Annotated in this window: 15 protein-coding genes; 2 read left to right on the top strand and 13 right to left on the bottom strand. The window is 39.5% G+C overall.

The annotated features are described in order from the left end of the window. Position 1: 1 nt before the first annotated feature. From purT to SOI81_RS09655, 4 genes are all read right to left on the bottom strand, one after another. Positions 2-1,219: a formate-dependent phosphoribosylglycinamide formyltransferase gene (gene purT, locus SOI81_RS09670; RefSeq protein WP_320540601.1), complete on the bottom strand. Its 1,218-nt coding sequence runs from the start codon at positions 1,217-1,219 to the stop codon at positions 2-4. A gap of 102 nt (positions 1,220-1,321) precedes the next feature. Beyond that, on the bottom strand, positions 1,322-1,711 hold the full coding sequence (locus SOI81_RS09665) for a tautomerase family protein (protein WP_016141277.1): 390 nt from the start codon (positions 1,709-1,711) through the stop codon (positions 1,322-1,324). A 131-nt stretch (positions 1,712-1,842) separates the two neighbouring features. After that, entirely contained in the window at positions 1,843-2,184 is a 342-nt protein-coding gene (gene ygaH, locus SOI81_RS09660; RefSeq protein WP_057105800.1) for an L-valine transporter subunit YgaH, read from the bottom strand. A 1-nt stretch (position 2,185) separates the two neighbouring features. After that, positions 2,186-2,908, bottom strand: coding sequence for an AzlC family ABC transporter permease (locus SOI81_RS09655; protein WP_239976784.1), 723 nt, complete (start codon positions 2,906-2,908; stop codon positions 2,186-2,188). A 121-nt stretch (positions 2,909-3,029) separates the two neighbouring features. On the opposite strand from SOI81_RS09655, the gene SOI81_RS09650 reads away from it, so the two are divergent. Further along, positions 3,030-3,500 (top strand): hypothetical protein, encoded by a 471-nt coding sequence (locus tag SOI81_RS09650; protein WP_025470320.1) that lies wholly within the window; start codon positions 3,030-3,032, stop codon positions 3,498-3,500. Positions 3,501-3,572: 72 nt separating this feature from the next. On the opposite strand, the gene SOI81_RS09645 is transcribed toward SOI81_RS09650, so the two are convergent. Together SOI81_RS09645 and ntcA are read right to left on the bottom strand one after the other, a co-directional pair. After that, a complete protein-coding gene (locus SOI81_RS09645; RefSeq protein ID WP_016141273.1) occupies positions 3,573-3,908 on the bottom strand; it encodes a hypothetical protein in 336 nt (111 codons plus the stop codon). 171 nt (positions 3,909-4,079) lie between these two features. Then, the gene (gene ntcA, locus SOI81_RS09640; protein ID WP_320540600.1) at positions 4,080-4,787 is read right to left on the bottom strand and encodes a Crp/Fnr family transcriptional regulator; all 708 of its coding nucleotides are present in this window, start codon (positions 4,785-4,787) and stop codon (positions 4,080-4,082) included. A 92-nt stretch (positions 4,788-4,879) separates the two neighbouring features. Here ntcA and SOI81_RS09635 point away from each other — a divergent pair, with 92 nt between their 5' ends. Continuing rightward, a complete protein-coding gene (locus SOI81_RS09635; RefSeq protein ID WP_320540599.1) occupies positions 4,880-5,401 on the top strand; it encodes a DUF962 domain-containing protein in 522 nt (173 codons plus the stop codon). A 46-nt stretch (positions 5,402-5,447) separates the two neighbouring features. On the opposite strand, the gene ychF is transcribed toward SOI81_RS09635, so the two are convergent. The 7 genes from ychF to SOI81_RS09600 form a co-directional block, all read right to left on the bottom strand. Further along, positions 5,448-6,539, bottom strand: a complete 1,092-nt coding sequence (gene ychF, locus SOI81_RS09630; RefSeq protein ID WP_004642544.1) for a redox-regulated ATPase YchF — start codon at positions 6,537-6,539, stop codon at positions 5,448-5,450. Positions 6,540-6,632: 93 nt separating this feature from the next. Next, positions 6,633-7,292, bottom strand: coding sequence for a methionine ABC transporter permease (gene metI / locus SOI81_RS09625; RefSeq protein WP_239976770.1), 660 nt, complete (start codon positions 7,290-7,292; stop codon positions 6,633-6,635). Further along, a complete protein-coding gene (locus SOI81_RS09620) occupies positions 7,273-8,349 on the bottom strand; it encodes a methionine ABC transporter ATP-binding protein (protein ID WP_239976768.1) in 1,077 nt (358 codons plus the stop codon). The genes metI and SOI81_RS09620 overlap by 20 nt, the downstream gene beginning before the upstream one ends. 5 nt (positions 8,350-8,354) lie before the next feature. Further along, positions 8,355-9,188: a MetQ/NlpA family ABC transporter substrate-binding protein gene (gene metQ / locus SOI81_RS09615; protein ID WP_239976752.1), complete on the bottom strand. Its 834-nt coding sequence runs from the start codon at positions 9,186-9,188 to the stop codon at positions 8,355-8,357. A gap of 13 nt (positions 9,189-9,201) precedes the next feature. Next, complete coding sequence (locus tag SOI81_RS09610; RefSeq protein ID WP_005304526.1) at positions 9,202-10,032, bottom strand: MetQ/NlpA family ABC transporter substrate-binding protein; 831 nt, start codon at positions 10,030-10,032, stop codon at positions 9,202-9,204. 14 nt (positions 10,033-10,046) lie between these two features. Then, positions 10,047-11,459 (bottom strand): LLM class flavin-dependent oxidoreductase, encoded by a 1,413-nt coding sequence (gene soxA / locus SOI81_RS09605; protein WP_239976744.1) that lies wholly within the window; start codon positions 11,457-11,459, stop codon positions 10,047-10,049. After that, positions 11,459-12,682 (bottom strand): SfnB family sulfur acquisition oxidoreductase, encoded by a 1,224-nt coding sequence (locus tag SOI81_RS09600; RefSeq protein ID WP_239976742.1) that lies wholly within the window; start codon positions 12,680-12,682, stop codon positions 11,459-11,461. The genes soxA and SOI81_RS09600 overlap by 1 nt, the downstream gene beginning before the upstream one ends. Positions 12,683-12,691 lie beyond the last annotated feature (9 nt).

The following is a 12,691-nucleotide window of genomic DNA, read 5'->3' as shown; positions in this document are numbered from 1 at the left end:
ATTAAGAGTTGGTTTTTACGCTTACTTGATCAGCGGTTTCTTTCGCTAAAGTACGAGCAAGATCGGTGTTTTCTGCACGTGCAGTTGCTACACCCATACGACGGCGTTTGAAACCTTCTGGCTTACCAAACAATCGTAGGTCAGTATCTGGATTGGCTAATGCTGTATTTAAACCGCTAAAGCTTAAGTTGTTGGCATCTACACCCGCATAAATCACTGCACTTGCAGCTACACTGTGACGTGCTGTATTTACAGGTAAACCTAAAATCGCACGGGCATGTAACTCAAATTCGCTTTGAAATTGCGATGCTAGTGTTACGAGGCCAGTGTCGTGTGGGCGAGGTGAAACTTCACTGAACCAGACCTTATCGCCTTTAATAAACAGCTCTACACCAAAAATACCACAACCACCCAGTGCTGTTGTCACTTTATTTGCAATACGTTTTGCTTCTTCAAGTGCAGCCGCAGTCATGGGCTGAGGTTGCCAGCTTTCTACATAATCACCGGCATCTTGGCGGTGACCAATTGGATCACAGTAATGAGTTTCAATTTCGCCCGATTCAGGATTTTTAGCACGAACGGTAAGTAAGGTAATTTCAAAATCAAAGTCAATTTGAGATTCAATAATGACCGTGCCTTGGTTAACCCGGCCACCTTGCATCGCATATTCCCAAGCAGCATCGACCTCGTCAAAGCTTTTCACACGAGACTGACCTTTCCCTGAAGATGACATGACTGGTTTTACAAAGTTTGGATAACCAATATCATCACAAGCAGCACGGAAACTTTCTAGAGAGTCAGCAAAACGATAAGCAGAAGTAGGTAAACCAAGCTCTTCAGCCGCAAGACGACGAATGCCTTCACGGTTCATGGTGAGATTTACAGCTTTAGCAGAAGGAATCACAGTTGCGGTTTGGTTTGCTTCAATTTCAAGTAAAACTTCTGTGGCAATTGCTTCAATTTCAGGGACAATTAAATTCGGTTTAATTTTTTCGATGAGCTGTTTTAACTCAGTTGGATCGGCCATGTTGAGCACATAAGAGTAATGTGCAACTTGCATGGCTGGTGCATGATCATAACGGTCGGCTGCATGTACTTCTACACCAAGGCGTTGTAAGGAAATTACAACTTCTTTACCAAGCTCTCCTGAACCTAACAATAAAACTTTAAATGCAGAAGATTGAAGTGGGGTACCGAGTGTCACGCTCATGCGAATCATCCTGACAAAATTATTTTTTTAAGCATAGCAGAACTTATGGTCGAGTTAAGCCTTATAACGCATAAAAAAAGTAATTTTGTCGGACAATTAAAAATGTACTTTTTAGATATTCACTTGATAGTTTAAGAGCAACTCATCTCCATTTTTACCACGGATGCCCCAATTTTCCTTAGGTGTTTCAAAAATAGTGATTTCGATATCTTGAGGTGCAATTTTGCATTGTTCTTGAATATTGCGAAATAGGGTTTGAATGAGTTGCTTTTTAGTCGCTGGACTGCGCCCTGCAAACATTGAAAGCTCAATAATAATATAATGTTGGCTTCGGTCAGAAGGGTAAATGAAATTCCCTGGTTTAAGACTAATAAAACGTTGAAATCTTTTCTCAACAGGATATTTCAATTCTTCAATAAGTGCTTGATGGATTGCATGAGAAAGCAGTTCTCGATACTGCATAATGGTTTGTTCATTTGCGTAAATTTTAACTTGTGACATTTTTATCTCTATTAAGTAGCTAAGGTTATCTTTTTAATCAATTCAAAAATTAGATTTTTCAAGCCAGAAGTTTCAATCTTAAATACTTCTGGCTAGGTTTTATTTTATATAAGGAAGATCAGTTTATCTATTTATAAAGGTAAATAAGTATAGATCAGGCCATAAACAATTGCGGCAGTTAAAGTTGCCGGTACAATTTTCTTAAATTTAAAATAAAGACCTGCTAAAACCAAAAAACCAATCAGCATCGCTAAGCTTTTATCTGGGGTTTCAAGGAGTGGTGGAAGAGTTGCAACCACAAGCATAGCGCTAATTGCGGAGATACCAATACTTCCTAAAGCAATTTTGATCCAGACTGAGCCGCGTCTTTGCTGCGAACCCTGTAATTTTTGTATTACAAAAAATGGCCCGAAACGTGAAGCAAAGTTGGCAATACCCACAATAATGCCTACCAGAATAATTTCTAGGTTCATATTAAACCTCTACCTCATCATGCTGTTTCAGCACGTAGTGTTTAAACAGACCAGCTAAAATGCCTGAAAGAATGCCAATAAAAATAGCCGCTGATAAGTTAATCCAATAACAGGCCAAGGCTGAAACTAATAACGATACAGCAACAACAAGGCTATGCTTTCGCTCAAAAGCCGCTAATAAAAAACTTAAAAATAAAGCAGGTAATAAGAAATCTAAAGCTGCTTGTAAAAACTTTGGAAGATGAGCGACTTGATCGGCAAATAATCCGCCCAACAAAGAACCGGATGCCCAAGCCATCCAACTAAATAGACTTAAGCCCAGCATCCATGACTCGGACCATTGCTGTCTGCGCTGTGAAAGTTGGATCATTCCGCTGGCAAAAACTTCATCCGTTAAGCCCCAAGCCCACACTGCCGTTTTCTTAAGATTTAATTTATTGGGAATCAAGTTGTATAGAGCAGGTCCATAAAGGACATGGCGAATATCGAGGGCAATAACTGTTAATGCTGTTAGCCAGATGGATGAACCACTAGCCAAAAGTGCAACAACCAAAAATTGGCTAGCGCCGGCATACATTGAGCAAGATAGAAAAAAAGCTTCCCATGGTGTAAAACCAAACTGGGATGCAGAAACGCCAAAGGCAAAAGAAACGGGTAAATAGGTGAGTACGATAGCTTGGCTATCTTTGGCGCCTTGCCAAAAAGTTGCCGTTTGGGCAGGCATCAATTGTTGTTCGGACACAATACACCTTGGCAATAAACCAAATGATAAAAATACTTGAAAGATTGAGTATTGTAGCCGAATTTAATAGCATAGTGCCGAAATGTTTAATCGGCAGTTTGATATGTTCAAGGCAAAGATTCGTTTAGTTTATATCGCCATGATGTGTGCAGGTATTTTTACATTGCAGGGCTGTGATAATGGTAATCAAGGTGCAGAAAAAAAAGTAGAAATTAAGCCAGCACCGAAACTAACCAATGATGCAACTGTTTATGCTCAAAAAGCATGGACATTAATTAACACGGTTGAGCATTTAGTTTATGAAAAGCAACTCAGCCAAATCGATGACAAAGTTCGTAAACCGTTACGTCAATTAAGTACGGACTGGCGTATCAATGTAAAAATGACAGATTCGGTCACTGAAGGAAAATATGCGCTTTGCCGTAAAGCTTTAACGAGTCTAGATGTATGGGCGCGCGAAACGCTTGAAAATAATAGTTCGGTTGCTCAAAAACAGGCAGATTATGAGCGTGATAAACAGCAGTGTAAGGAAGCGATTGAAAATCCGAATTTAGGAAACACATCTCCTAAATAAAGCCTATACATATAAAAAAGCGAGATGATCAATCTCGCTTTTTTGCTTTAAACGATAGTGGGTGAATGATAATTATGGTTTTGTTGCAGCTTTAGCTGTGTTGGCAGTTTTTACAGCATCTTGCTTCATTTGGTGAGTCATTTGATGTGATTCATGTTGTGCATGAGTCGCACTGGTCATTGCGTCATGTTTTTGCGTAGTTAAATCTTTTTTTACATCCTGTTTAGTTTTAGCTGCTTCTTTCTTCACTTTTTGAGCGGTAGCTTTTCCATGTACTGCTACACATTTTCCACCTTTATGATTTGGTCCTGTACCACCTTGTAGTTGAGTTCCTTTAGGACATGCAAATGCCGAAACACTTAACATAGCCAATACGCCTGCTGTAAGAATTGTTGATAATTTTTTCATGTTAATCAGCGCCTTGTTGAGTATTATTGCTCAGCTTGAGTGTAGGGTGAAAATATCTGCTTTAACACATTTATTTTGTGGAAATAGAGTTTGAACAATGTGTTGTTTTGCAGTGTTATCTAATTTTTTAATTTAATTTTAAGTTTTTATTATTTAGCCGCTTTTAAAAAATTAGGATTGTGCTTGAGCAACTCCTTTCAATCTCTCAATATCTAAAATCTCAATTTTTCTAAAAGCAATTTTGATGATCTTTTGTTTTTCGAGTAGGTTCAGTTCATGATTGATCGTCTGCCTAGATGTGGTCAGCATATTGGCCAACTGTTCTTGAGAAATATGAATTTGACGATCTTGAATAACAATATGATTGCCATATCCTTCTAAAATGAACAGAAGACGTTGAGCCAGCCTTTGAGAAATACTGCGTGTTTGTATCGCAATCTGTTCTAAGAAAACATACCTGAGTTTTTGGCTAGTTAATCGTGCAAGGTAGTACCAATAATAGGGATTTTCATTGAGTAGGTCATTTAAAGGCTTCGCGGGAATGTGCAGTATTGTACTTTTTTTCAAAGCAATTGCGTCATGTGATCGCGGCTCATGGTCAATCAATGATATTTCACCAAACCACATAATCGGCTCAGCAATAGCAGAAAGAGCTTCATTACCGTTTACATCGACATAACCCAAGCTAATTGAGCCTTCAAGTACGGTATAAATGCCATCAAATACATCTTGAGCATGGAAAATATAGCTATTTTTCTCAAAGGTGATTTGCTTGCCATGTTCTAAAATAAAGTTTTGGAATGTTTCTGGAAGCACACTAAACCATGTGTTTTCTTTTAGTCGGTTAATATAAATTAGGTCCAATATCCGATCATCCATGAAAAAATTCTTTACTTTGTCAAATAGCTGACAACTTTAAGTTTTCCTTATATGTACAGTATGACTATATGGAAGTGAATAGGGAATAACTCATGTCAAATCTGGAGCAACAACTTAGCAAATATGCGGCTTATCATTTAAATCATAAAAATATATTGACGCATTTTATTGGTATTCCACTCATCGTATTTTCAATTTTATGTTTAACTGCGAGAGCTGGAGTCGATATTGGTAGTTTTAAACTGACTTTAGCCATGCTGTTGATTGCAGCTAGTACCATCTATTATTTTATTTTAGATAAAGTTTTTGGTTTACTCATGCTAATTCTTTTGGCCGCTGTGTATCCACTGGCGAGCCAAATTGCCGAGTTTTCTTTAGGACAATGGTTAGCGGCAAGTATTGGTTTCTTTGTAGTGGGTTGGGTCTTTCAATTTGTGGGACATTATTTCGAAAAGAAAAAACCTGCTTTTGTTGATGATGTGATTGGACTCGCGATAGGACCGCTATTTGTATTGGCAGAATTTATATTTATGCTAGGTTTTAGAAAGCCTTTGCATGCGCGTATTTTACAAGAGGCGCGCAGTAAACGAGAGACGATGGATTTAAGTCATTAAACATAAAAAAAGCCCCAATATGATGGGGCTTTTTTTGAGCTTTAACTTATACGTTAAAACGGAAGTGCATTACATCGCCATCTTGAACAACGTAAGTTTTACCTTCTAAACGCCATTTACCAGCTTCTTTAGCGCCGTTTTCACCGTTGTATTGTACGAAGTCATCATATGCAACAACTTCAGCACGGATAAAGCCTTTTTCGAAGTCAGTGTGAATCACACCAGCAGCTTGAGGAGCAGTTGCACCAACTTTTACTGTCCATGCACGTACTTCTTGTACACCTGCAGTGAAATAAGTCTGTAAACCTAAAAGTGCATAACCTGCACGAATAACCACATTTAAGCCCGGTTCTTCCATGCCCATTGCTTCTAGGAACTCAGCACGATCTTCATCTTCTAATAATGAAATTTCAGCTTCGATTTGGTTGCAAAGTGGAACAACAATTGCGTTTTCTTCCGCAGCAAGTTTTTTTACTGCGTCTAAGTGCGGATTGTTTTCAAAACCGTCTTCTGCAACGTTTGCAATATACATGGTTGGTTTTAAAGTCATTAAACCAAAACCGCGAACTAATTTACGTTCATCATCAGACAAATCAGCCGCGCGAGCTGGTTTACCTTCGTCAAGTAAAGGTTGGATTTTTTCTAAAACTGCTTTAGTTGCTACAGCTTCTTTGTCACCGCCTTTAGCAACTTTAGTTAAACGTAAAATTGCTTTAGCAACCGTTTCAAGATCGGCAAGTGCAAGTTCAGTATTAATAGTTGCGATGTCGTCTAATGGATCGATTTTACCATTTACGTGAATTACGTTTTCGTCTTCGAAACAACGTACAACATGAGCGATTGCATCAGTTTCACGGATGTTAGCAAGGAATTGGTTGCCTAAGCCTTCACCTTTTGATGCACCAGCAACAAGACCTGCAATGTCCACAAATTCCATTGTAGTTGGCAAAATACGCTGTGGTTTAACAATCGCAGCAAGTTTGTCTAAACGTGGATCTGGTACAGGAACAATACCTGTGTTTGGTTCAATGGTACAGAAAGGGAAGTTTTCCGCTGCAATCGCTGCTTTCGTTAATGCATTGAAAAGGGTAGATTTCCCTACGTTTGGCAGACCAACAATACCGCAATTAAAACCCATGAAAACCACTCACAAATGTGTAAATTAAAAATTGTCGCTGATTTTACATGAAAGCCATGACAAAGTCATGGCTAGAGCAGGGTTGTATTGCGTTTAAACTTTACGTTTATCAAGTTGCTGGGCTAATGCATCGCCAGTTGCTTGTACCAACATGACTAAAACAATGAGCACAAAAATTACAGCCAACATAATTTGCATATCAAAACGTTGATAACCATAACGATAGGCAATGTCCCCTAGGCCACCTGCACCAATAGCACCAGCAATCGCAGAGGAGTTAATCATAGTTACAATAGTCACGGTAAAGCCTGCAATAATTCCCGGTAAAGCCTCTGGTAAAAGCACATGCCAAATAATTTGTTTACGGTTACAACCCATGGCCTGTGCCGCTTCAATTAAGCCTTGGTCGACTTCGCGTAAACTGACTTCTGCAATACGTGCAAAGAAGGGAATTGCTGCAATGGTCAATGGAACAACGGCAGCCCAAACCCCGTAACTTGTACCCACAATCCAGCGAGTAAGCGGAATCAGTGCAACCATTAAAATAAGAAAGGGTACGGAGCGAGTAATGTTAATGACCCAACCCAAAGCTTGATTAATCTTTTGTGATGGATGAATGCCGTGCTCAGATGTACTGACTAAAACAACAGCAATAGGTAAGCCAATTAAAAAAGCAATAAATGCAGATGCACCTACCATGAGTAAGGTATCTACGGTTCCAGTAATTAATAAATCAACGAGCTGGTCGTGCATAGCCAAGTACCTCAAATTGTGCAATTGCAGTTGATGCGTCTTGTCGTATAGATGAAAGATCAATTTCTACGTTAGGAATACCCACTAAAAGTGAACCAATAATGTGCCCTTGAATGGTATCGACCTGACTTTGATATAAATTGACGGGTGCTTTAAATCTAGCAAGTAGTTCTTGAATATCTGGAACCTGATGTGCTTCAGCTTCATATTTCAGTTTTACAATAATATGAGTTGAATCTTCATCTGGTAGAGGACTGATTTTAAAAGGCAGAGTGATCTGCTCAAGGTTTAACAATTCTTGGGTAATTTGCTGTTCTGGTCGTGAAAATACGGACCAGACTTGTCCAGCCTCGACAATTTCACCTTGGTTAATCACAACGACTTGATCACATATTTCTCGAATGACCTGCATTTCGTGTGTGATGAGTACAATTGTTAGACCAAGTTCCTGATTAATCTTTTTAAGTAAAGCCAAAATAGTAGCGGTACTTTCTGGGTCAAGTGCTGAGGTGGCTTCATCACACAGTAAAATTTCTGGGTGGTGAACAAGTGCACGTGCAATACCGACACGTTGCTTTTGCCCGCCTGAAAGTTGTGATGGATAATGACCAGACTTATCTGCAAGACCTACGAGTGCCAGAACTTCATTTACACGTTGATCGATATCTGCTTTGTTATAATTGGAAACCTTTAAGGGCAATGCCACATTTTCCCAGACCGTTTTTGCAGACATCAAATTGAAATGTTGAAAAATCATTCCAATACGTTGGCGAGTTTGAATAAGCTCGGAATGACTCAATTCAGCAATGTTTTGTTGATGAATATGAATACTGCCTGTATTCACTTGTTCTAAGCCATTTAAAGTGCGGAGTAACGAAGATTTTCCCGCACCACTTTTACCAATAATGCCTAAAATCTTACCTTGGGGAATATCAAGGTTAATCTCTTTTAAAGCATGCAGTTTTTGACCCTGCGATTGGTAAAACTTATTTAAACCACGAATTTTGATATGAGGTAGAGAAAAATCAACTTGTGATCCAAAACTCACCATTGTCATTCTCCTTATTTCCAGCCTTGAAACCACATACCTTGGCCAAAGTCTTTATCCAGAATATCTTGTGCTTTTTTTGAGTTCTGGAATGCTTTAACAAAGGTTGCAAGTTTTTGGTTTTTATCTTGGTAATCGCGACGGGTTACAAACAAAATTGCATATTTTTTATCGATTGGATCTAAAAATAATGCGCTATGTGGGTCGGTTACCTTTGCCATTTTTAAGTAGTGAGGGAAGCCGAAAATTAAATCGACATCGTTATATGCATGTGCGGTTTGAGGGCCTTCAACCTCAACAAAGCTTAGCTGTTTAGGATTAGCAATAATGTCTTGAGTGGTTGAAAGTTCATTATTAATGTCTTTAAGCTGAATTAAACCTGCACGGTGCAATAAAATTAAAGCACGGGCTAAATTGACCGGATCGTTTGGAATAGCAACACGTGCATTTGTAGGTAAGTCTTTAAGTGATTTATATTTTTTTGAATATAAACCCACATGACTTCCTGAGCCCACGGCAAATGCATGTAAGTCATAACCCGTTTCTTTTACAGCATTACGTAGAAATACGCTTTGCTGGAAAAAGTTTGCATCAATATCACCGTTTTGTACGGCAACATTTGGTGCTCGCCAGTCAGAAAATTCAACGAGTTTGACATGAACGCCTTGCTTTTCTACTTCATTGGCAACGCTTTGTAATAACTCAGCATAAGGTGGGCTAATGCCAATTGTTAAAACATCATCGGCTTGTTTATTTTTAATATAACGGTAACCGACAAGGCCCAGAACTACGATAATTATCGTAATTCCGAGTAACCAAGGCTTATGCTGTTTGAACTGATTCGCCATAATCTTTCCGTTATTACTTCCAGCCAGGGAACCAAAGTTTTGGCCCAATCTCAGCATCTAACACAGCTTTAACTTTTGGCGAGTTTTGATAGATCTCAACAAATTTCTTTAATTTGTCGCCCTTGTCCTGATAGTCGTCACGCACCACAAACAAAATCGCGTAACGTTTATTGGTATTGTCATCTAGTAAAAGTGCACTATCAGGGTCAGCTGTTTTTGCTAAGCGCAAGTAATGTGGGTAGCCAAAAGCCAAATCAACATCATCAATTGCACGGGCAGTCTGTGGTCCTTCAACTTCAATAAATTGCAAGTTTTTAGGGTTTGAAACCACATCTTTGAGTGCAGATAAATGATTGTTTGAATCTTTAAGCGTAATTAATTTAGCTTGCTGTAAAAGTAGTAGGGCACGACCTTGATTCACTGGATCATTTGGAATGACTACACGTGCGTTTTGTGGCAATTCATCAAGGCTTTTATATTTCTTTGAATAAAGCCCCACATGTGAGGCTGCACCCACTGCAAATGCCTTTAGTTTAAAGCCAGTTTCTTTAATCGCATTGTCTAAGAAAGGCTGATGCTGGAAAAAGTTCGCATCAATATCCCCATGATTTAAAGTAATGTTTGGTGTATTCCAGTCAGAAAATTCAACCAGTTTCACATTTAAACCTTGTTGCTTTGCTTCATCAGCAGCAGCTTGTAAGGTTTTTGCAAATGGTGGGCTAATGCCAATCACAAGTTCATTTGAGCCACTTTGACGGTGTTTATTCCAAAAGAATAAAGCAACAAAAAGGACTACAACGACTAAGCCTACGCCTAGCCATTTTTTAGAGGCTGTTTGAGCCATGTCTATCTCCAAATTTAAGCGGTTATTTCTTCAATTGTTGTTAGGTTTTTGCTGTTGTTATAGGGACTACATCGGAACGCTTGAACAGGGTGTTGTTCTGGTAATTGATCACCCCGATTAAAAATTTTGTTCCGCAGTGAACCCGTTTTATATGCAGTTTTATAGCGACCACGTTGTTGTAGCTCAGGAATAACCAAGCGAATAAAGTCGTGGTGAGACTCAGGTGCAACTGTACGTGTCAAATTAAAGCCATCAATATCTGTCTCATCTAAAAGATGAATTAAGTATTCAGCAACTTCTTCGCCACTACCCACGATGAGGGGATAACGACCACCTAAAACATGCTGAGCTTTTAAGTCATTTTTCGTGATTTGTTGCTCTTTAAATTTTTCGGTAATCGAAACAATACTGTTACTTTTCTGGTAAGGAATTGCTTCATCATCGGCAAATTTACTTAAGTCGATACCAGTTGAACTCGCATAATGCGCTAAGCCTGCTTCAGGGCTTGCGTACTGACGGTATTCATTCAGTTTTTGTACAGCCAGATCATGTGTTTCGGCAACAACAACGGTTATGCCAACAAAGACTTTAATGTCATCCGCTGAACGGCCTTGCTGTTCGGCAAGAGCACGAATCTTTTTCACTTGTTCGCGTATTTTTTCGGGTTTATCCCCGCCAATAAATACACATTCAGCATGACGAGTCGCAAACTGCATACCTTTTGGTGAAGCGCCTGCTTGAAATAGGGTTGGAGTACGTTGCACAGAAGGAGACACCTGAAACACACCTTCACTCTGGTAATACTTTCCATGGTGGTGAATGGTGTGCACTTTGGATGGGTCTGTAAAAACGCGTCGTGCTTTATCTTTTTTAACTGCGTCGTTTTCCCAAGAACCTTCCCAATATTTGTAGCAAAGTTCTAAAAACTCTTCGGCTTGTTCATAGCGAGCATCGTGGTCTTTTAAACCTTTTTGGCCAATTAGACGTTCTGCACTATCTAGATAACCTGTCACGATATTCCAGCCAATACGGCCTTGAGTTAAATGGTCAAGACTCGCAAAGCGGCGGGCAAATTGATATGGATGCTCATAGCTTAAGTTCACAGTGACTCCAAAACTTAAGTTTTGAGTAACTGCTGCCATAGCAGAAATGAGTGTAGATGGGTCATGGCTCGGAAGCTGAATGGACTCTTTTAGTGTTAGATCTATACCATTTTGATAGACGTCATACACGCCTGTAATATCAGCTATAAACAAACCATCAAATAAACCACTTTCTAAGGTTTTGGCTTGTTCTGTCCAATAGCTCAACTCATTAAAACGGTGTGATTCATCACGTGGATGTGTCCATAAGCCATGATTGATATGCCCGACACAGTTCATATCAAAGGCATTAAGTAAAATCTCTTTCGCTTTAAAATCTGTCATTACAATGTCCCCCGACGAGGTGGTAGAACACCGTTAAGAACATAGTTCCCAATAAAGTAATATTTCCAGCGTGCAGCGTCATGCAACGTATGTACGCGTGCATTGCGCCAGAAACGGTCTAAACCATCTTGTGACTGACTTCCACGACTACCAGCAAGTTCAATCAGCTTCGATGATGCTTTGAGAGCTGTATCGCTACTATGGGCACGTACTTTGGCAACATCGATGGATGCTTTTGCAATGCTTTCAGGTGTGGTTTCAATTTTTGCGGCGTCAATTGATTGAGCTGCCTGTTTTAATAACACTTCACTTGCTCGTACATCTACCGCAATGCGTCCTAATTCATAAATCGTTAAAGGATCTTGGTTTGCAGTTTCTACATTTGAATCGATCCATGGGCGAGCTTGATGCACTCTTTGCAAGCTTTCTTTAAAGGCCGCTCGAGCAATGCCTACCTCAATTGATGCATGCATAATTTGGGCAAAAGGACCCACTAAGGTTGGTTGTAAAAATGCAGTATCAAAAGGAATGACATCATCTGCATCGACAAAAACCTGATCAAATTTAACCGTGCCGCTACCTGTGGTTTTCTGTCCAAAGCCAGACCAGTCATCAACAAGTTTTAGTCCTTGTGAACCACTTTTTACAAATGCTAAATACTCTCGACCTGCATCGTCTAAAACTAAGGTTGGAATACGGTGAGCAAATAAACTTCCTGTGCAGTAAAACTTTTCACCCTGAATCAAATACCCATTTTCATGCGGACGGATATTGGTTTGTTTATGAGTTGAGGTTTTAGTTTTGAATTCAGCAAGGGCATTACCAAAGCGAGTACCATTCAACACTTCGCCGTATAAACGTTGTTTCTGAGCTTCTGTGCCTGTATTGCGCAATACTTCTAAAGCATAGAAATGGTTCTGTGGAATTTGTCCAATTGAACCATCGGCACCGCTTAAAAGTGCAATCACTTTAGCAACAGTATGACTGGAAACTTCGGCACCGCCATATTGCTTTGGCACTGTAATTGCCCAAAGACCTGATTGGCTCAAAGCATCGATTTCGGTATACGGTAGAATCCGTTTAGCATCTCGCTCAACTGCAGTTTTTCTAAATTGTTCAGCAAACTGTTTTGCAACTTCTAAAGCTTCAGCATCATTTTGAATAATGTGTGCTTGGCCAGATGCCGATGTTTGTTTCGTTTGAACCGATTGATATGAAGTCATGACAATTTC

Origin of the sequence: Acinetobacter pittii, from assembly GCF_034067285.1 — a bacterium.
GTDB lineage: Bacteria > Pseudomonadota > Gammaproteobacteria > Pseudomonadales > Moraxellaceae > Acinetobacter > Acinetobacter pittii_E.
Note: the sequence above shows the minus strand (reverse complement) of the source record. Positions and strands in the feature narration are given on the sequence as shown.